Consider the following 20,013-nt stretch of genomic DNA (forward strand, 5'->3'; position numbering starts at 1 on the left):
AGGATCGCATCCAGATCAGGAAAACTTATTCCCTTCAACAACATAGAAAGATGGGCGTTATGAAACAGGATTGTAGTCTCTACGCCAATCCTCCCTCTTTTGCGGGCATCCGCAAGGGTCAGGAACCAGTGCTGGTTCAGGCATTCGGCTCCTGCTGCTTGGCGATCGCCCGTTCGGCCGCGGCTGCAAACAATGGCAGTGGTTCGTCGCGCATAGACGTCGATATCGCAAATTCGTCAATGCGTTCTCTGCACCTGAATGGACCAGCCTCAAATGCAAGTCCAGATCAAGCGTTGTGACACTGAACACCTCTGGCGCCTTGCAGCAGTTCAGGGCATCCTATGATGGCTGAAAATTGTGTTTATGGCAGTTGGAGGAAGGCTGATGCGCTGCTTCACCGTGCTTGGACCCTCGCAGACCGGAAAATCGACAATCGTGGAAAAGCTCGGCTCCCTGGAGGGAACGCCGAGAAAATCCAGCTCACCTTATGGATTGAACCTCACAGAATTCACCTTCGGAAACGAGGCGTGGTGTGCACTGGATGCGCCAGGACCCAACGAAGCGTTGGCGCATGCGCAGCACGCGCTTCTTGCCAGCGACGCCTGCATACTGTGCGTTTCATCGGCACCCGCGGAGGCTGTGCTCGCCGCGCCCTATCTGCGGATAGTCGAAGCCTCGGGGACGCCTTGCATCCTCTTCGTCAACCGGATGGACGAACCGCGAGGGCGGTTGAGGGACGTGATCGCCGCGCTTCAAGACTACGCCAACCACACGCTTTTGCTTCGCCAGATCCCGATCCGCGAGGGGGACAGGGTCATTGGCAGTTGCGATCTGATTTCGGAACGGGCGTGGCGATACCGGGAAGGCCAGACTTCGGCGCTGATCGCAATCCCCGAAAGCGCCGCCGAACGCGAGCACGAAGCGCGCAGCGAGCTCCTGGAACACCTGTCCGAATTCGATGACTGGCTTCTCGAGGAACTGATCGAAGATCGCGAGCCACCCAGTGATGCCCTCTATGCCATTTCATCACGGGTTCTAAGAGAAAACAGAATTATCCCGGTCCTGATCGGTGCTGCAATTCACGGCAACGGCATGACGAGGCTGATGAAGGCGCTACGCCACGAGGCGCCGCCGGTAGGGGTTCTTCGGCAGCGTCTCGCTCACACGGGAACTGTCGATGAAGTCAAGCTGGTGGCCTTGAGCTTCCATGCCTATCATCGCCAGAATGTCGGCAAGACGGTGCTCGTGCGCGCACTTGGCGAGGGACTGCGGCAAGGCGCATCACTTGGTGGCTCCAGCCTCGGCGCCGTACAAAATCTCGCAAACGGGCGGTCTAATTTGGCGGTTCTGCCTGCGCCGGGGGATGTCTTCGCGACGGTCAAGTCCGACCATCTGCCCGTCCCTTCGCTGTTGACCTCCGGCGCGGTGGTCGCCCCGCCTGAGTGGACGGAACCACCCACGCCGATGCTTGAAAGGATCCTAATTCCGGGCAGTGAGCGCGATGAAAACAAACTTTCCGAAACGCTGGCGAAACTTTCCGAGACGGATCGCGGTCTGGAAGTCTTGCAGGAGGAAGGCACGGGCGCTCAACTCGTCCGCGCCCAGGGGCCGGTACATCTGCGTGATCTCTGCCGAACGCTGTCCGATGTCTTTCATATCTCCGTGACAGACCGAACGCCCAGCCCAGTCTACCGCGAGACGATCACGAAACCATTGGAGGTTCATTACCGCCATCGCAAACAGACCGGCGGTGCCGGGCAATTCGCGGATGTGAAGTTGAGCATTCACCCCAACGAGCGCGGCCAGGGCTTCACCTTTGGCGAAACCATCAAAGGCGGCGCCGTTCCGCGCAATTACATCCCTGCCGTCGAAGCGGGCGCGCGCGAAGCGATGGAGAAAGGACCGCTAGGCTTCGAAGTCATCGATGTCGGCGTAACGCTGTTGGATGGTCAGCACCATACCGTCGACAGTTCGGAACACGCCTTCCGGACAGCGTCGAAAATGGGGGTGCGACAGGCGCTTTCCGAAGGATCGACGGTGTTGATGCAGCCGGTCTTCCGCGGCGAGTTCCACATCCCGGCGGTCTTTTCAGGCAGCCTTGTCCAGATCGTCTCCGCTCTCAACGGTCAGGTTCTCGGCTTCGACCGTGATGAAACCGCCAAGGGATGGGACATCTTCCGGGCGCTCGTTCCGGGTGGCGCACTTAACGATCTGGCACGGGCGCTGCGCTCGGCGACGCAGGGCATCGGTTATTTTTCCAAGACCTTCGATCACTTCGAGGAACTATACGGCAAGGAAGCGGACGCCATTGTGAGGGCAAACGAGAAACCAGGCACCGCACACTGAAAACGTTCGCGCCACTTCATGCTCGTTCACAGAGCCGGGCTCACGCCGCCCTTACGTGCCTGGAACGTTTGCAGTTGTAGTAGCACAGGCCCGCGGTTGGGGCTTGCTTCGGGGATGAGCGAGGTCGATTGTGCCGAGATCACAACGGCGGTGGCCGACAACATATTCGGACCGTCTATCCAGTGACCACCGGCGTCTCTCACGAAGATCGCCTGCAAGTACCCGGATATCCCCCAGCGGTCCATTCCCCCTGAAGCGCTAAGGCCTCCCACTGGAATCCTCGGCGACTTTCGAATCCGCAGCGGAATGATACCCAGTGCGGAGAACGTCGCCGATCTGCTGGGAGCACGATGCTCGGGAACTGTCATCAGCGGTCCGTCTGATCAATTAATAGCTTTTTCCCGCTTCCTTGCGTTTGAACGCGTCTCGCCGACGCATAACCCCATAACTCATGCCGCCGGAGGAGACCCGATCGCCAATCCGTCGCCACGTGGATCATGCGCGCCGGTCGCCATGCCGTCCTCGTCGATAGCGATCACACCTGCCTGCCCTGCAAGCGGGCTCTGCGCCTCGATCGGTGACAGTGCGTGGCCTCGTGCGGCCAGTTCGGCAAACACCGCTTCGCCGGCATCGCTTTCCAGCTTGAGGCTGTCACGGCTGTCGGAAAAGGTCTTGCCGAGAAGAAAGCGTGGACCGGCCAGCGCTGCTGCTGGTTCCTCGTCGAAGTCGATCAGCCGGGTCAGCAATATTGCCAGCGTCTGCGGCTGGCCGTCGGCGCCCTGCGTGCCGTAGAGCAGCGCAGGCTTGCCGTTGCGCAGGCCGAGGCCGGGATTCAAAGTATAGAAAGGCCGTTTGCCGGGTGCGATGGCATTGACTTGCTTGGGATCGGACGAAAAGGCCGCCCCGCGGTTCTGCCAGAGAATACCCGTATCGCCGACCACTACGCCGCTGCCCCAGTCGAAATAAGTGCTCTGCAAGACGCTGACGCTGCCGCCCTCTGCGTCGGTTGCTGCGAAGAACACGGTGTCGCCGCTGCGAAAGGGCGCCGGCCATTCGAGCGCTCGTGCTGGATCAATGGAGGCTGCCGCCTGCGCAAGATGCTGCGTGCTCAGCCATTCCTCCACCGGCTGCGGCACGACATCGGGATCAGCAATGCCGCCGCGGTCGAGGAAGGCGCGTTTGACGGCTTCGACGCAGAGATGGAGATGATCGGCGCTGCCGGCCTTTTGGGCGGCAAGATTGAAATGGGCGAGAATGCCCATGATCGCCAGCGTCGACAGACCCTGTGTCGGCGGCGGTGGCGCAAGCAGTTCGAAGCCGCGATAGGAGAGGCTGATCGGCGCGACCTCGCGCGTTCGGGTCGCCTTGAGATCGTCGGCAGTCAGCGGAGAACCCGCCGCCTGCAGGCCCGCAGCAATCCTCGTGCCGAGTTCGCCCTCGTAGAATGAACGCGGCCCGTCACGGGCAATCAGCGAAAGCGATAGCGCCAAATTCTCCTGTCGAAACAGACTGCCTGTTTCCGGCGCCGCGCCATCCGGCATGAAGAGCGCGGCAAAACCCGGCCAGCCGGCCGCCTCCGCCTGCCGGAAGGCAAGCCAGAAGCTCTGCGAGCGCGTAATAGGAAAGCCCTCTTCCGCGTGGCGGATCGCATTGGCAAGCAAGACGGAAAAATCGATCTTTCCGCCCCAGTGCCGCGCGGAATAGTCATGAGCGTGCCGCCACGCATCGACGGCGCAGGCCGAGGTCAGCGCCGAAAGCGGCCCGCGCAGCGGAATGCTGCCGCCGAAATCCGGCAATTTCCGCGCCGCCTGGCCGATGCCAAGAAAACATGTTTTCCGCCCGCTGCGATCAGCAACGATCCAGACGGAATCGCCGCCAAGCCCGCAGAAATGCGGGTAGACGACGGCAACGGTGCTGCCGATGGCGATCGCAGCCTCAAGCGCATTGCCGCCGGCTCGCAGGATCGCCGCGCCTGCCTCGCTCGCCAGCGTATGCGGGCTTGTTACCATGCCGCCGCGCCCGGCTGCCTGTCTCGTGGAATCCCGGTCTGCCGGTGTCGTCACGCTCAAATCTCGCTGGGTCTATGGCCTGTAAAGCGCACGATAGGTCCGATAACCTCGATCATAAACCGCTGCATTGTCGGGATTGGGGACGATTCTGTCACCTTGGCCGACAAAGGCGGTCACACCGGACCAATCCTCGGTCAGTCCGGCACCGATCGCCGCGGCCCAGGCGACACCGAGGCAGGAGCCGGGATGGCCAGTGAGACCCTGCAGTGGCTGCTGCAGCACGTCGGAAACGATCTGCATCCAGATACGGCTCTGCGATCCTCCGTCGGAAACGATGAAACGCGTCGTCGGATGGCCGATGTCGTTCAGCACGTCGCTATGATGGCGCAGCGCATAGGCGTAGGCTTCCAGCATCGCCCGCCAGAGATGGCCGATATGATGCGACAGCGTCAGCCCGTCAATCAGGCCGCGCGCACCGGCATCATGGATCGGCGTCTTCTCGCCGAGGAAGTAAGGCAGGATCGTCAGCCCGTCCGCGCCGGGCGCGCATGCCGCCGCCAGCCGATCGAGATAGTGGTGCACGGAAATTCCCTCGGTCTTTGCCGCGATCTGCTCGCGTCCGGCGAAGGTGCTGATGAACCAGTTGAGCCCCGAGCCGCCGGTCGACATGCAGCCGTTCGGCATATAGAGCCCCGGAACCAGATGATAATCGAGAAACATGCGCGGATCGGGCCGCACGACATCCGTTGCCGTCAGGATATCGACGGCACCCCCGAATTTCAGCAGCACGTCGCCCGCCTTGTTGATCCCCGCGCCGAAGGCCGAGGCGATCATGTCGGCTGCTCCGCCGATAACAGGCGTTCCGGGTGCGAGCCCCGTCGCCTTGGACGCCTCATCGGTCACATGGCCAAGCACCTCATGCGAAGCGGCCTTCCTCGGAATAGCGTCCCGCCGGACCCTCGCAAGCTCGATCAGTTCGTCGTCGAGCCTGTCGGTGTTGATATCGACGAAGCCAGCTTCCAGCGCCCAGTTCTGCTCGATCGCCTTTTCTCCGGTCAGTTTCCAGTTGATGAAATCATAGGAACCCATGACCGTGGCAATGCGCTGGAAGACCGCGGGCTCATGCCGGGCGATCCAGCGCAGCTTCGCCGTCACCAGCTGCTGGTTGATGCCGTTTCCCGCCTTCGCGAGAAAATCCGCCTCATTCCACTCGGCCCTAAGTTCCTCGACCTGCTCACCGCAGCGCCCGTCGCTCTGCTGGATGCTCGGCCTCAGCACGTAGCCGGCGTCATCGAGCAACACGACGGCCGGCAGCATGCCGGTTACGCCGACGGCCGAGATTTGCCTAGCCTCGATCCCGCTCGTTGCAATCAGTTCCCTGGTGATCTCACAGACATTCGCCCACCATTCCGCCGGGTCTTCCTCGGCCCAGCCGTGCTGCGGCGAATGAAGCGTCGACGGTCGTGAGGTGAGCCCGAGCACGCGGTTCGGCAGCTCGATCAAGATACCGATGGTGGAGGTGGTGCCGATATCGAGGCCGAGCGTGATGGACATGGCGGTTCCTCTCGTTCAGCGCAGCGCCTCGACGATCTCCATGAAGCGCTTTACCCGGTCGCCGTCGACTGGGTTCCAGGTATTGCCGTCCACCTTGAAATGCGTGCCGATGATGACGCCGCTGGCAACGCTCAATATGTCGCGCACATTGTCCTTGTTGACGCCGGTATTAGCAAAGACAGGGACATCCTTGACCGTCTCGCAGACACGCCTGAGGTCCGATTGATCGACCGCCTGTCCGGTCAGTGGTCCCGACACCAGGATGGCATCGGCGAGCGACGAGAACACGGCACTCTTCGCCCTGAGTTCAATCGATCGCTGGTCCAGCGAATGGGCAAATTCCGCGTTAATGTTGAAGAGCATCTTCATCTCGTCGCGGCCGAGGCTATGTCGCAGCCGTGCCGCCTTGGCGCAATCCGGCTGCCAGATGCCCATGTCGGAAGCGAAGACGCCGGTGAAGATCTCGCGAACGAAGCTCGCGCCCGTCACTGCGCCGATAGCAACGCTTGCCGAGGGATCCCAGAGATAGTTGACGCCGAACGGCACGGTCAATTGCGGTTTCACCCGCTCGACGATCGCGGTCATCGCCGCCAGCCCTTCCGGCGGCGCCTGGAAGACGTAAGGCCGGTCGTTCTCGTTGCCGAACATGATGGCGTCGACGCCGCCTGCCTGCAGCTTCTCGATGTCGGAAAGCACGTCGTCGACGAGCTTGTTCACACCGGCGGCGGCGTCATAGGCGGGCGAGCCGGGCAGGGCTCCGATATGCGCCATCGCGATGACCGCCTTCTTCTTGACGCCAAAAAAGTCGAAGACCATGCGGGAACTCCCTGAAGCGAAATCGAGTGGAACAGTCATCCGCCGGGGGACGGATGCGGGAACGGGCAAATCAAAGCAGCGGCTGCTCCTCGGGCGCGATGCGCACATCGACCCCAGCGGCGGCGAGCGCATCGGCAAGATCGGCCGGCGGCATGGCATCGGTGATCAGCATGTCGAATTGCTGCAGCGGCGCGATATGCACCAGCGACATACGCTTGAACTTGGTGGAATCGCAAAGCACCACCTTCTGCGTGGCGCGGCGCAGATAGACCCGCTTCATGTCGGTGTCCTCGAAGGAATAGTCGTAAATTCCCTGCGCCGTAATCCCGGACACGCCGACGAAGGCGATGTCGAACCAGAGTTCCTCGAATTGCGAAACGGCCGATTGGCTGCTAATCGCCATTTCCTCGCCACGCATGCGCCCGCCAGGCAGGTAGACCTCGCCAAAGCCGGTGCCGAGTTGCATGGCGTTGCGCACGCCGTTGGTGAAGATCTTCGTATGCGGCTGGTTGAGCAGCAGACCGGACAGCAGATAGGTCGTGGTGCCGACGTCGAGTGCCAGGGTGCGTGCTCCGGCGGCAACGCCTGCCGCAGCCATCGCAATGGTCCGCTTCGCGGCGGCATTGCGCGTCAGCCGGGATTCGAAAGTCGGCTCCTCGCGGTCGACAGCCTCATTGGCGATCGGCTCGAAGGCCTTGCCGCTGCGCACCGCGCCGCCATGGGTGCGCACCAGTCTGCCATCCTTTTCGAGTTCGATCAGGTCGCGGCGGACGGTCATTTCGGAAACGGCAAGCTGGGAGGCGACATCGCTGACGGAAACCGCGCCTTTGCGGGCCAGTGTCTCCAGGATGCGCGCATGCCGCACCTGGGCCAGAACCTTCGGTTTTTCCGCTGCGGCGACCATCTGCTGTTCCGCGTCCATGATACCGTTCTCATCCTCCCGCCGTCGCAACTCGTGGCTACGATTGTCTGATTGTTGCTCCCTATGTATCGAATGACTCGAACAAATTCAAACATAAATTTTTCTTGTTGTGTATGATTTTGTTGTTATATGATCGGTGATGTTTCCAGTCGATGAGGGCGAACATGCAGTCTCCGAGCTTTCCAGAACTATCCGGTAAGCGTGCGATCGTAACCGGCGGGGCGACTGGGATAGGGCGCGCGATCGCGACCGCGCTCTCCCGCCAGTCGATCCAGGTGGCGATCTGCGACATCAACCTGGCCGCCGCCGAACAGACGGCGGCCGAGATCGGCAACGGCGCCACTGCCTATGCGATCGACGTTCGCAAGCGCACCTCCGTCGAGGCGACCTTTTCCGAGGTGGTCGAGAGGATAGGCGGTTACGAGATCCTCTGCGCCAATGCTGGTGTCTCCACGATGCAGCATGCGCTGGAACTGACCGACGAGGAGTGGGACTATAATTTCGACGTCAACATTCGCGGCATCTTCCTGACCAACCAGATTGCCGCCCGGCGCTTTACGAGCACCGGCACCGGCGTCATCGTCAACACCGCCTCGCTTGCCGCAAAGATCGGCGCACCGTTGCTGGCCCATTATTCTGCCAGCAAGTTTGCCGTGCTCGGCTGGACACAGGCGCTCGCCCGCGAGCTCGCAGCTTCAGGCGTTCGCGTCAACGCCGTCTGCCCCGGTTTCGTCAAGACCGGCATGCAGGAGCGCGAGATCGCCTGGGAGGCGAGCCTGCGCGGCGTCACGCCCGAACGCGTCGTTGCGGACTATATCGCCCAGACGCCGCTCGGCCGGCTGGAAACGCCTGAAGACGTGGCCGATGTCGTCGTTTTCCTCTGCTCGAATTCGGCCCGCTTCATGACCGGGCAGGGCGTCAACGTCACCGGCGGCGTCTACACGACCTGACCCGTCCAGGACCTGCAACAGGCCTCCCGTTCAGCAAGGAAAGAGCATGGCTGAAATCGTCTTCGACCAGATCAGCAAGAGCTATGGCGATGGCTATGCGGCGATCCGCAACCTGGACATGACCATCCGCGACGGCGAATTCCTGGTCCTTGTCGGCCCCTCCGGCTGCGGCAAGTCGACGGCGTTGCGTATGATCGCCGGCCTTGAGGAGATCACCGATGGCCGCCTGACGATCAACGGCGCCATCGTCAACGACCTTGCCCCGCGCGATCGCGATATTGCCATGGTCTTCCAGTCCTACGCGCTTTACCCACATCTGACGGTGGCCGAGAATATCGGCTTCGGCCTTCGTGTCCGTGGCCTCGACAAGGCCGACATCGCCCGCAAGGTGCAGGAGACGGCAAAGCTCCTGGAGCTCGAGGACTATCTCGCCCGCAAGCCCGCCCAACTCTCCGGCGGCCAGCGCCAGCGCGTGGCCATGGGCCGGGCGCTCGCCCGCAGCCCTCAGGCCTTCCTGATGGACGAGCCGCTTTCCAACCTCGATGCTCGCCTGCGCGGCCAGATGCGCGCCGAAATCGCCCGCATGCAGAAGATGTCGGGCATTACTACGGTCTATGTCACCCACGATCAGGTCGAAGCCATGACCATGGGCGATCGCGTCGCCGTCATGAAAAGCGGCGTCCTGCAGCAGCTCGGCACGCCGCGCAACCTTTATGATCAGCCGGCCAATCTGTTCGTCGCGAGCTTCATCGGCTCGCCGGCGATGAACCTACTGGCGGCCGATCTCTTCGCGACGGAGAACGGCCCAGAGGCCCGCTTCGGCCAGGCCTCCATCCTTTTTTCGGGCGAGGTGCTCGCCGAGCGGCCGCGCATCGCCTCCGCCGTCGGTCGCGCCGTCGTGCTCGGCATCCGACCGGAAGCATTCCAGCCGGTCGACGCAGGCGGTCTCACTGGAGCCGTTGCGTTCGTCGAGGATCTCGGCGCCAACCTGCTCGTCCACGTCGATGTCGAAGCTGCCGACCGGTTGAAGTCGCTCTCGGCCGAAGAGGACGATGTGGCGCTGTCCGCCCCGCGCCTGCGCGTCATCATTGACGCTACCCGCCGCGTCAAGATCGGCGAGCGCCTGTCGCTTGCCGCCGACCCCGCCCGCGTCCACGTCTTCGATGCCGTGACCGAAGCGGCGATCCGCGCCTGAGGTGGTGTCTCTTTAGTGAATGCCTTTTGTCAGGCCCTGCACGAAATAACGGTTGAGGAAGAGCACGATCAGTACGATCGGGATCGTCGAAAAATGCGCCAGTGCGCCGAGCGTGCCCCAGGTGATGTCCTTCGTGCCGTAGGCTGAAAGCAGCGCCACTGAGATCGGCTTGGAATCGAGCCGGGTGAGGAACATCGGATAAAGGAAGTCGTTCCAGGAAAACATCAAGCAGAACAGCGTGGAGGCGACGACGCCTGAGCGCACCGCCGGCAGCGCCACGCGCCAGAAGGAGCCGAACAGCGTACAGCCATCCGTTAGCGCCGCCTCCTCCAGTTCCTTCGGCAGGCTGCGGAAATAGGAAAACATCATCCAGGTGACGAAGGCCGAATTCAGCATCGCGTTGATGAGCACGACGGCGACCCAGCTGCCGAGCAGCCCGACATCGCGCATCATCAGATAGAAGGGGATCAGCGCCGCCACTGCCGGCACCATGCGGATCGCCATGAAGAAATAGGCAACGGCAATGGCATAGCGGCTGGTCGAGCGTGCCAGCGCATAGCCTGCCGGTACGCCGAGAAGCAGCGACAGGATCACCGAACCGCCGGCGATCAGCAGGCTCGACGATACGAGGCTCCAGACGTCGAACAGGCGGAAGACCGTCGCGAACTGCTCGAGGGTCGGTGTAAAAGTCAGTTTTGGTGGGATCGAGAAGATGTCGCGCGACGGCTTGTAGGCGGTCGATGCCAGCCACAGGAAGGGCAGCAGGAAAAAGCCGAGCATGACAAGGATGAAGGCGCGCTCGCCGATGCGGCTCAAGTTGCGTGTGCTCATCGCCCGTTCGCCTTTCTGTCCGCCTTACGGATCAACAGGATGAAGCCTGCCGCGATTACGGCGATGCAGATCAGTGTCAGGTTGGAGATCGCCGAGGCGCGGCCGATATTGAAGAATTCCAGACCCTGCTTCACCGCATGCAGCATCAGCGTGTTGGTCGCATTGCCTGGCCCGCCGCCCGTCGTCACATAAACGCTGTCGAAGATGCGGAAAGCATCGATGGTGCGCAGCGTCAGCGCCAGCAGGATCGAAGGCAACATCAGCGGAATGACGATGATTCTCAGCCGCTGCAGCGCCGTTGCCCCATCGACTTCCGATGCCTCGAGAATATCACCCGGCAGCGCTTTCAGGCCAGCAAGCAGGATTAGCGCCACCAGCGGCGTCCATTCCCATATGTCCACGAAAATAAGGGTCGCCAGAGCCGAACTCGGATTGGCAAAAAGCCCACGCGGATCGGAAAGCCCGAACTCGGCGAGGTAATAGCCGATGAGCCCGTAATCGGCGAGCAGCAGCGCCCGGAAGATCAGTCCGACCACCAGCGGCGTGATCGTCACCGGTATCAGGATCAGCGCCAGGCAGATCCGGTTAAAGCGGTCATCGCGCCAGAGCGCCAGCGCAATGGCAAAGCCGAGCAGCAGTTCGACAGTCACAGCGCCGACCGTGAAGATGACGGTATTGACGAAGGCCCCGCGCGTCACCGGGTCGGAGAGAAGGTCGATATAGTTGCCGAGGCCGACGAAATGCGTCCGTGCAGGCTTCAGCAAATTATATTCGTAAAGGCTGAACCAGATGCCCTGCGCCAGCGGCCAGACGCCGATGACGAGTGCGTAGATGACGGCCGGCAGTGTCATCAGGATGAAGAACAGCCGCCTGCGCTCCAGATAGGAAACGCTCAAGGCCGGGGAGGGCTTCAGCGCGGAAGTGAAGGATAGGGTCACGTCATGTCCATCGGGTTCCGGTTCGATGCACGCTACCGGGATCGAACCCGGGGGCTCTCCCGATCATGAGGCTTGCGGCGCATCGGAGCAATGGTCTGGAAACGGCAGGGCCGCGACATAGCGGCCCCCGGGGGGGACCGTTTTGTTCTCAGAAGAGCTTTGCCGCGGCTTCCTGAGCGGCGTCGAGCGCCTTCTTGGGATCGGCATTGCCGACCAGCACGTCGTTGACGGCAGTGCCGAGCAGGTCCTGAATCTCCGGATATTGCGGGATGCGCGGACGATATTCGCCATCGCCATGCTCGAAGGTTTCGGCGATGACGGGCAGGAAGGGGAACTTCTTCAGCAGATCGGGATCGGTCATCTCGCTCTTGCGCAGGAAGCTGCCTGCGCCCATCATGTTGAATTCCTTGTGCACCGGCGGACTGACCAGCCACTTGATGAAGGCCCAAGCGGCTTCCTTCTGCGTGTCCTTGATGCCGGCGTTGATCGCCATGCCCCAGCCTCCGATCCCATAGACCTTCGGCAGACCGGCGCCGCGAGGCGCCGTCGTGATCGCCACCTTGTCGACGATCTTGGAAATCGAAGGATCATAATAGCCGGGCGCACCGACCGACCATGTCTGCATGGTCGCGGCAATACCCTGGCGGAAGCTTTCCTCGCGTCCGCCCCAGTCATAATTAACGGCGCCGGGAGGTGCCGCTTTCATGAAGAGGTCCTTATAGACGATCAGGCTCTTGATATTGGCTTCGGAATTCAGCGCCGGCTTGCCGTCGGAGCCGAGGATCGAACCGCCCATCTCGGTATTGTACTGCATCCAATCCTGGGCGACCGCCGGGCCCTTCTGGCCGTTGGCGACGAAGCCGTAGATCTTCTTGCTGGGGTCGGTCAGTTTGTAGGCGGCCTCGACCATTTCCTCCATCGTCGTCGGCGCCTTCAGGCCGGCGGCGTCGAAGAGATCCTTGCGATAGGCAAGCACGTTTGCATAACCGGCAAAGGGAAAGGCGACCTGCTTGTCTCCCCAGTGGCCAAGCGCGTTGAGAAGCGTCGGATAGATGTCGTCGAGCTTCAGTTCGGCGGCGTCGCGCTTCATCCACTCGGTGAGATCGACGGTGTATTTGTTTTCGGCATATTGGCCCGCCCAGACGATATCCATCGTCACCAGGTCGTAGCCGCCGGTGCCGCCGACGAAATCGGTCGTGGTCTTGGTCAGCAGCGAGCCGTAGTCGAGAATGTCGACCTTGACGGTGGCGCCCGTCTCCTCGGTGAACTTAGGGGCGATGGCAGCCAGAACAGCGGCGAACTGGTCGTTCTGCGAGGCAAGCGTAAGCGTGATGCCCTCGTATTTCTTGTCGGCGCCGATGGCGGAGCCCACAAATGCGACCGAGACGAGGCCCGCGATCGCCAATTTCCGTGTGAGACTGTTGAGCGATTTCATGTTTGCTCCCCTTTTTTGATTGGCTTGAGGCACTATACATCAAACAAAATCGCACTCAAGCGCACTTGACAAAAAACCACAAACATTAAAAATCACAAATTAGAACATATTCGCGCATAAATGTCCATATTTTGTGCGCGTTGCATAAAAAATAGCAGGAAGTTGATCATTCCCTGCGCGTCTATACTGTCCTGTCCAACGCGGCGAGCTGCACATTCATGAAGACCACACCGGATGAGCGCCTGAGAGAGTTGGAACGCCGCGCCCATGATGAAATGGCGCGCATTGAGGCGCTCTGTGCCGGCTGGCCGACGCTGGGCGATGAAGACCGCGACGACCTGCATTCCGTTGTGATCTGCGGCGCTGGCCTCTCCGGTCTGTCGATCGCCTTCGCCTTGAAGCGGCGCGGTATCAGGTCCGTTCATGTGATCGATCAGAGCGAGGAGGGCCGCGAAGGCCCCTGGATCACCTGCGCCCGCATGCAGACCCTGCGTTCGCCGAAATATCTCTCAGGCCCGGATCTCGGCATCCCGAGCTTGACGCTGCGTTCCTGGTACGAGGCGCTGAATGGCGCCGACGCCTGGGAAGCGCTCGACAAGATCGGCCGCGAGGATTGGATGGCCTATCTCATCTGGTTTCGAAGGACCGTCGGCATCGACGTCGAAAACGACACGACGCTTTCCTCGATCAATCAGGCGGAAGGCGGACTTGCTCTCACGCTGTCAAAGGGTGACGGCACCAGCCGCACGGTCACCTGCCGCCAGCTGGTGATGGCGACCGGCATCGACGGCTGCGGCGGCCCGCGCATACCCACAATGGTCAAGGCGCTGCCGAAATCCATCTGGACGCACAGCAATGAGCCGATACCGATCGATTTCCTCAAGGGCAGGGATGTCGCGATCCTTGGCGGCGGCACGTCGAGCTTCGACTGGGCGGTGGCGGCTCTCGAAACCGGCGCCCGAGAGGTGACGATGTTTGCGCGGAGCACCGAGATGCCGCGCACCGAGGTTCTCGCCTGGACAAATTTCCCCGGCTTTCTCGGCCATTTCGCCGACCTGCCGGATCTGGAGCGCTGGCGGTTCGCCCACCTCTACTTCAATTTCAAGGTGCCGCCGACCCAGGAGCAATATGACCGGGCCCGCCGCCACCCCGGTTTCACCATGCAGCTCGGCTGTGGCGTCTGCGAATTCTCGATGGACGGCGGCAGGATCAGGCTGGCGACCGCAAATGGTAACCACTATGCCGATCATCTCCTGCTCGGCACCGGTTACGAGATCAATTTCGCGCTCAGGCCCGAGCTTACCGGCCTCGTCGACACCGCAGCGGTTTGGAAGGACCGTTTCGAGCCGCCGCAGGGGGAGGAGAACGCCATGCTTGCCGACTATCCCTATCTCGGGCCCGGTTTCGAACTCACGCCCAGGTATGCCGAAGCCGGCTGGGTCTCGCGCATCCATATGTTCAATGCCGGCGCGCTGGCGAGCCTTGGCCCGATCAGCAATGGCGTCACCGGTCTCAAATACGGCGTGCCACGCATCGTCAGCGCCTTGGTGAAAGCGCTGTTCATCGAGGACTCCAGCCGGTATCTTGAGGCATTGGCCGCCTATGACGAACCGCATTTCGATCCTGGCATAGACGAGGACGTCACGACATCAAGGGAGGTTTTGGCATGAGACAGGCTGCCGCCGTTCAATTTTCGGGATTGGAGGCCGTCCTTTTGCGGGCACGCGAGGATAGCGTCGAATTTCCCTATCTGTTGGCCAACCACGTTCCGATGGTGCTGATCGCGCTCGACCGCCTCGGCGCCTCGGCGGAGCGGTTGGAACAATGGTACGAGCAGTATCGCGAGAGCCATGCACTTCCGCTGATGCCGCCGCCGGTTGCCCCGATTATCAGGGCGGCCTGGGCCGAGGCGCTTGGCGATCGTACGCGCGAGGCGGATTACCGTGCCTTCTTCATCGCCGAAACCCGCCGGCTCGGCATCGATGCCGTCATCCGTACCTATCTGCCCGCCATGGTGAACGGCCTTGCCGGCAGCGCCACGCATCCGCTGATGCGCCTTGCCTATGGTGTGCTCAAGAGGGACGACCAGGAGGTTGGCACTGCGCTCGGCTATTGGGCGGCCTGCTATCTGCCGCTGCCATCCGCGACCGGTGCCGTGCCCGATACGGATGATCCGGGGAGCGTGCTTGCCGATGTCGGCAATATTGAAGGCATCCGCGATTATGAGCCAGAAACCGATCTGCTCTGGCATAATATCCGCGCCGTCGCAGCACTTCCGGGCTTCCGCCCTGTCATCGACCGCCTGGCTTTCAGCCCCGATACCCCGCGCCGTATGGCCGCGACCTCGCTTGCCCTCTTCGCCGGAACCATGGATTTCTCCGCACTCCATTCCGTCACCGGCATGCACTGGCTGCGCCTCGTCTCTCCGCACCTCGAAAACGCCGAGCCTTTCTACCGCGCCTTCTGGCAGGTGATCGCCTCGCTGGTGCCGAAGATCGGTTTTCCGGCGCTCCCCACCACTGAGACGCTGGAAGAAATGCGCAGACGACAGGCGCCCGCCTGGGCGGAGATTAAGCGCGCCGCGATTGCTTCGGACGATGAACACGATGTCAGCCTGGTTTTTTCCGCCCTGCAGGAAGAAGAGGTATGGAAGGATCCGCTCTATCGCGTCGTCGCGGCGCGCCGGGTCGGGCTGATTGCATAGCGGATGATGGAAGAATTAATGACGCCGAGCCTCGTAGTCGAAAACGCCAGGACAGAAGCCGGCGAGATCGTCTCGATTATTCTGAACAATGACCGGATCGCCTCGATCGGCCCGAATGCGGCCGCCGGCATCGACCCCGCAGTGCCGCGTTTCGATGCTGCCGGCGGCCTTCTCTGCCTTCCCTTCGTCGACGGCCATATTCATCTCGACAAGACGCTGATTGGCTTGCCATTCATACCGCATATTCCGGGCGATACGGTCGCCAAGCGCATCGGGGCGGAAAAATCCCTGCGGCGCACGGTGGCGCTGCCGATCGAAGCCCGCGGCGGCGCCCTGCTGGAGAAGCTCGCAGCCTACGGCACACTTTCCGTTCGCAGCCACGTCGACATCGATACCGAAGTCGGCCTGAAAGGCCTCGAGGCCGTGCTCTCGCTGAAGCAGAGCCATGGTCATCTCGTCGATATCCAGACCGTTGCCTTCCCGCAATCCGGCGTGTTGCGCAATCCCGGCACGGCCGAGCTGCTCGATGCTGCCATCGCCGCCGGCGCCGATCTCGTCGGCGGCCTCGATCCCGCCGGCATCGACAACGATGTGACCGGCCATCTCGATGCGATCTTTTCCGTCGCCGGCAAATACGGCGTCGGGCTCGATATCCATCTGCATGATGGCGGTGCACTCGGCGCCTTCGAACTTCGCCAGATCGCCGATCGCACGGCAGCACTCGGCCTCGAAGGCAAGGTGGTCGTCAGCCACGCTTTCTGCCTCGGCGAGTTGGACGATGCCGAATTCGGCCGCACTGCCGCCGCACTCGCCAGATCGGGCGTGGCGATCATGACCAGTGCGCCAGGAGCCGTGCCGATGCCACCAGTCAAGCGGCTTGCCGCCGCCGGCGTCCGGCTCTTCTGCGCCAACGACAATATCCGCGACGCCTGGTCGCCTTTCGGCAATGGCGACATGCTGGAGCGTGTCGGCATCCTTTGCGATCGCCAGGATTTCCGTTCGGATGAGGATCTGGCAGCAGCCTTCCGCCTGGCGACGCAGGCGCCGGCCGAAATCCTCGGCCATCCCGTCGAGGCGCTTCAGGCCGGTTCGCGTGCCGATTTTGTCATCCTGCCTGCCGCGTCGCTGGCAGAAGCCGTCGCTGCCCGTCCCCTCGATCGCATCGTGTTTCGCGGCGGCACCATTATCGCCCGCGGGGGCCGGCTCGTCGTCTGATTTTTACATCAATGTATGGCGCATGGGAGCACCGCAGATGAAGGGCCGACTTTGGATCCAATCGCCGCTCGCCATCATGGCAGAAGGCGCCGAAGGGGGCATCGTCATCGAGAATGGCCGCATCGTCGAACTTGTCGCGGCTGGACGGCAGCCTTCGACCCCCGTCGATGCACGCTTCGACGCCGGCCGGCATGTCGTCATTCCCGGTCTCGTCAACACCCATCACCATATGTTCCAGACGCTGACGCGCGCCCATCCGGCCGCGATCAACAGGTCGCTCTGGCCATGGATCCGCGCGCTCTATCCGATCTGGGCAAGATACATGACGCCCGAAGCCTTCCGTCTTGCCGTCCGTCTCGCGCTGACCGAGCTCCTCCTCTCCGGCTGCACCACCACCTCCGACCACCACTATCTCTATGCCGCCGGTCTCGAAGACGCGATGGATGTCGAAGCCGAGGAGGCGGCTCGCCTCGGCATGCGCATCACGCTGACGCGGGGCAGTCTCAATATCAAGGACCAGCAGGGCGTGATTTCGCCCGCCAATGTCGTGCAGGATGACGACGTGATCCTTGCCGACAGCGAGCGTGTGCTCCGGCGCTATCATGACCGATCCGAAGGGGCGATGACGCAGGTGGCGCTTGCGCCCTGCGCGCCCTTCGACGTCACGCTGGAACTGATGCGCGAAACGGCGGCGCTGGCGGAACGCTACGATTGCCGTCTTCATACCCATCTGGTCGAGACCAGGGCGGAAGCAGAATTCTGCCGCAGCAAATTCGCCTGCACGCCGGTAGAATATCTCGACCGCTGCAACTGGCTGGGTGCCCGCACTTGGCTCGCCCACGGCATTCATTTCGACGATGCCGAGATCGTCGAACTCGGCCGGCACGGCGTCGGCATCTGCCATTGCCCGACCTCCAACATGGTGCTTGCATCAGGCATGTGCCGCACCTGCGAGCTGGAAGCCGCAGGAGTGCCAGTCGGCCTTGGCGTCGATGGCTCGGCTTCCAATGACAATTCCAACCTGATGGAAAGCGTACGTCATGCCCTGATGCTGAACCGCCTGACCTATGGCGCCGAAGCCGTTACCCATCTCGACGCGCTGCGTTGGGGAACCGCTGGCTCGGCAAGGCTGCTCGGTCGCGACGACATCGGGATCATCGCGCTGGGCCGCGAGGCAGATCTGGCCTTCTACAAGCTCGACGAATTGCGTTTCTCCGGTGCCGGCGATCCGCTGGCAGCCCTCGTGCTCTGCGGCGCCACCACGGCTGATCGCGTCATGACCGCAGGCGAATGGCGCGTCACCGACGGCATGCCGAAGGGTGTCGATATCGAGGCGCTGATTGCCGATCACAACCGCGTCGCCCGCAATTTTCTTCTGTCGGTCTGAGGAGGCCCCATGGCGATCGATTTCGTCATCCGCAATGCCCGTATGGCCGGCTTGACCGAGCCGACCGACATCGCATTCGAGGCAGGCCGCGTTGCGGCAATCGCACCTCGCTTCGTCTGCGACGCGCCGCACCATGATGCCGGAGGGAAATTCGCCTGCGCCGGCCTGATCGAGACCCATATCCACCTCGACAAGGCCGGCATCATCAGCCGCTGCAATCTCTGCACCGGGACACTCGCGGAGGCAGTCAGCGAGACCTCGAGGGCCAAGGCGGCCTTCACCGAAGAAGATGTCTATGCCCGCGCTGCCGCGGTCATCGAAAAGGCGATCGTCAACGGCACCACCCACCTGCGCACCTTCGTTGAGATCGACCCGCGCGCCGGCTTCCGCTCCTTTGAGGCGATCAGAAAATTGAAGGCCGACTATACCAGCCTCATCGACATCGAAATCTGCGCATTCGCGCAGGAAGGTCTGACGAACGATCCCGGCACGGAGGGCATGCTCGAACAGGCGCTGAAGGCGGGGGCCGATCTGGTGGGGGGTTGCCCCTATACCGATCCGGAGCCTGCCGAACACATCCGCCGCATCTTCGATCTCGCCGTGCGCCACGACGTCGCCGTCGATTTCCATCTCGATTTCGACCTCGACCCCGCAGGCTCGAATCTCCCTGTCGTCATCGCCGAGACCGTCGCGCGCCGGTACCAAGGGCGCGTCTCGGTCGGCCATGTCACCAAGCTCTCTGCTTTGCCGCCGGAAGAACTGGAGCCGATCGGCCGCCGTCTCGCCGAGGCCGGCATCGCATTGACCGTCCTACCGGCCACCGATCTCTTCCTGACCGGTCGGAGTTCGACCCATCTCGTCCCGCGCGGCGTGACACCCGCTCACCGGTTGGCAGGGCTCGGCGTCGTCACGACCATCTCCACCAACAATGTCCTGAATCCGTTCACGCCCTTCGGCGACGTCAACCTGATGCGCATGGCCAATCTCTACGCCAACGTCGCCCAGATCGGCACCGCCGATGGCTTCGACTGTGTCTTCGCCATGATCACGACACAGGCTGCCACCCTCCTGGGAAGAAAGGCTTACGGCATTGCGATCGGCAGCGCGGCAGATATCGTCCTCTTCGACGCCCCCTCGGCTGCCGATGCCGTCGCGACAATCGCGCCGGCGAGCGCCGGGTGGAAAAATGGTCGCCGGAGCTTCCTTCGCCCGCGGCCACGGCTTTTCCTGGACCCAGGCTAGGCACCACATACGCTTTGCGCTAGGCGGGCAGTCTCCTCCAGCAGCCGTCGAGACCTGCCTGCAACTTCCGCAGATTGATTGGGCCCTATCGGCAGCGGTCCGGCGGTTGATGCATTCCTTAATGTCGCCTTTCCAGTAGGGCCGGCCGCCCTCATCCCAACGAGCGATGGCGCCGACCAATGCGACCGTGCCCGACCTCGAAGCGATTGCTGATCAAATGCATGGTCGTCGGTTCAGATCCCCTCAACTGCCCGGACCTCGAATGACGAGCTCTGAATCCTGCTTCCATCAAGAGCTGCAACATCTCTGCTTTCTCTCCGCAGCGGACATTAGGCACATATTGATTATACGCTGCTGGCGGACGCTTATCTCAGGCATGGTTCATATCGCGCCGCTCTCGAACAAGCCTTCCAACAAGGCTCCGCTGAACCTCTCTTATTCTGGGCACAGTCCAAAGGCGGAAAGATAT

Annotated in this window: 15 protein-coding genes and 1 pseudogene; 8 read left to right on the top strand and 8 right to left on the bottom strand. The window is 62.1% G+C overall.

Annotation, left to right across the window (positions count from 1 at the left end; all coding sequences use genetic code 11):
* Window positions 1-63: 63 nt before the first annotated feature.
* Window positions 64-149: pseudogene (locus BS630_RS36910) on the bottom strand (integrase core domain-containing protein); the annotation flags it as partial.
* Between the two features lie 235 nt (window positions 150-384).
* Here BS630_RS36910 and BS630_RS32540 point away from each other — a divergent pair.
* On the top strand, window positions 385-2,346 hold the full coding sequence (locus tag BS630_RS32540) for an elongation factor G (RefSeq protein WP_077980758.1): 1,962 nt from the start codon (window positions 385-387) through the stop codon (window positions 2,344-2,346).
* Between the two features lie 449 nt (window positions 2,347-2,795).
* On the opposite strand, the gene BS630_RS32550 is transcribed toward BS630_RS32540, so the two are convergent.
* The 4 genes from BS630_RS32550 to BS630_RS32565 all read right to left on the bottom strand — a co-directional run bounded on the left by BS630_RS32550 (window position 2,796) and on the right by BS630_RS32565 (window position 7,647).
* Window positions 2,796-4,355, bottom strand: a complete 1,560-nt coding sequence (locus tag BS630_RS32550) for a gamma-glutamyltransferase family protein (RefSeq protein WP_077980760.1) — start codon at window positions 4,353-4,355, stop codon at window positions 2,796-2,798.
* A 72-nt stretch (window positions 4,356-4,427) separates the two neighbouring features.
* A complete protein-coding gene (locus tag BS630_RS32555) occupies window positions 4,428-5,909 on the bottom strand; it encodes an FGGY-family carbohydrate kinase (RefSeq protein WP_077980761.1) in 1,482 nt (493 codons plus the stop codon).
* A gap of 15 nt (window positions 5,910-5,924) precedes the next feature.
* On the bottom strand, window positions 5,925-6,725 hold the full coding sequence (locus tag BS630_RS32560; protein ID WP_077980762.1) for a BtpA/SgcQ family protein: 801 nt from the start codon (window positions 6,723-6,725) through the stop codon (window positions 5,925-5,927).
* Window positions 6,726-6,795: 70 nt separating this feature from the next.
* Window positions 6,796-7,647 (bottom strand): DeoR/GlpR family DNA-binding transcription regulator, encoded by an 852-nt coding sequence (locus tag BS630_RS32565; RefSeq protein ID WP_018071845.1) that lies wholly within the window; start codon window positions 7,645-7,647, stop codon window positions 6,796-6,798.
* Window positions 7,648-7,811: 164 nt separating this feature from the next.
* Here BS630_RS32565 and BS630_RS32570 point away from each other — a divergent pair, with 164 nt between their 5' ends.
* Both BS630_RS32570 and BS630_RS32575 read left to right on the top strand, forming a co-directional pair.
* Window positions 7,812-8,597: an SDR family NAD(P)-dependent oxidoreductase gene (locus BS630_RS32570; protein ID WP_077980763.1), complete on the top strand. Its 786-nt coding sequence runs from the start codon at window positions 7,812-7,814 to the stop codon at window positions 8,595-8,597.
* 46 nt (window positions 8,598-8,643) lie between these two features.
* Window positions 8,644-9,792 (top strand): ABC transporter ATP-binding protein, encoded by a 1,149-nt coding sequence (locus tag BS630_RS32575; protein WP_077980764.1) that lies wholly within the window; start codon window positions 8,644-8,646, stop codon window positions 9,790-9,792.
* Window positions 9,793-9,804: 12 nt separating this feature from the next.
* On the opposite strand, the gene BS630_RS32580 is transcribed toward BS630_RS32575, so the two are convergent.
* The 3 genes from BS630_RS32580 to BS630_RS32590 all read right to left on the bottom strand — a co-directional run bounded on the left by BS630_RS32580 (window position 9,805) and on the right by BS630_RS32590 (window position 12,996).
* On the bottom strand, window positions 9,805-10,623 hold the full coding sequence (locus BS630_RS32580; protein WP_077980765.1) for a carbohydrate ABC transporter permease: 819 nt from the start codon (window positions 10,621-10,623) through the stop codon (window positions 9,805-9,807).
* Window positions 10,620-11,561, bottom strand: coding sequence for a carbohydrate ABC transporter permease (locus BS630_RS32585; protein ID WP_077980766.1), 942 nt, complete (start codon window positions 11,559-11,561; stop codon window positions 10,620-10,622). Before BS630_RS32585 ends, BS630_RS32580 begins: the two co-directional genes overlap by 4 nt.
* A 148-nt stretch (window positions 11,562-11,709) precedes the next feature.
* Entirely contained in the window at window positions 11,710-12,996 is a 1,287-nt protein-coding gene (locus BS630_RS32590) for an ABC transporter substrate-binding protein (protein ID WP_077980767.1), read from the bottom strand.
* A gap of 218 nt (window positions 12,997-13,214) precedes the next feature.
* On the opposite strand from BS630_RS32590, the gene BS630_RS32595 reads away from it, so the two are divergent.
* The 5 genes from BS630_RS32595 to BS630_RS32615 are packed head-to-tail and all read left to right on the top strand — an operon-like array spanning window position 13,215 to window position 19,544.
* On the top strand, window positions 13,215-14,666 hold the full coding sequence (locus BS630_RS32595) for an NAD(P)-binding domain-containing protein (RefSeq protein WP_077980768.1): 1,452 nt from the start codon (window positions 13,215-13,217) through the stop codon (window positions 14,664-14,666).
* Entirely contained in the window at window positions 14,663-15,700 is a 1,038-nt protein-coding gene (locus tag BS630_RS32600; protein WP_077980769.1) for a questin oxidase family protein, read from the top strand. The genes BS630_RS32595 and BS630_RS32600 overlap by 4 nt, the downstream gene beginning before the upstream one ends.
* Window positions 15,701-15,718: 18 nt before the next feature.
* Complete coding sequence (locus BS630_RS32605; protein ID WP_077980770.1) at window positions 15,719-16,915, top strand: amidohydrolase; 1,197 nt, start codon at window positions 15,719-15,721, stop codon at window positions 16,913-16,915.
* A 37-nt stretch (window positions 16,916-16,952) separates the two neighbouring features.
* Window positions 16,953-18,302, top strand: a complete 1,350-nt coding sequence (locus BS630_RS32610; protein ID WP_077980771.1) for an 8-oxoguanine deaminase — start codon at window positions 16,953-16,955, stop codon at window positions 18,300-18,302.
* Window positions 18,303-18,311: 9 nt separating this feature from the next.
* Window positions 18,312-19,544 (top strand): amidohydrolase family protein, encoded by a 1,233-nt coding sequence (locus BS630_RS32615; protein WP_077980772.1) that lies wholly within the window; start codon window positions 18,312-18,314, stop codon window positions 19,542-19,544.
* Window positions 19,545-20,013: the final 469 nt, after the last annotated feature.

The sequence above is a fragment of the Rhizobium laguerreae genome (assembly GCF_002008165.1).
GTDB lineage: Bacteria > Pseudomonadota > Alphaproteobacteria > Rhizobiales > Rhizobiaceae > Rhizobium > Rhizobium laguerreae.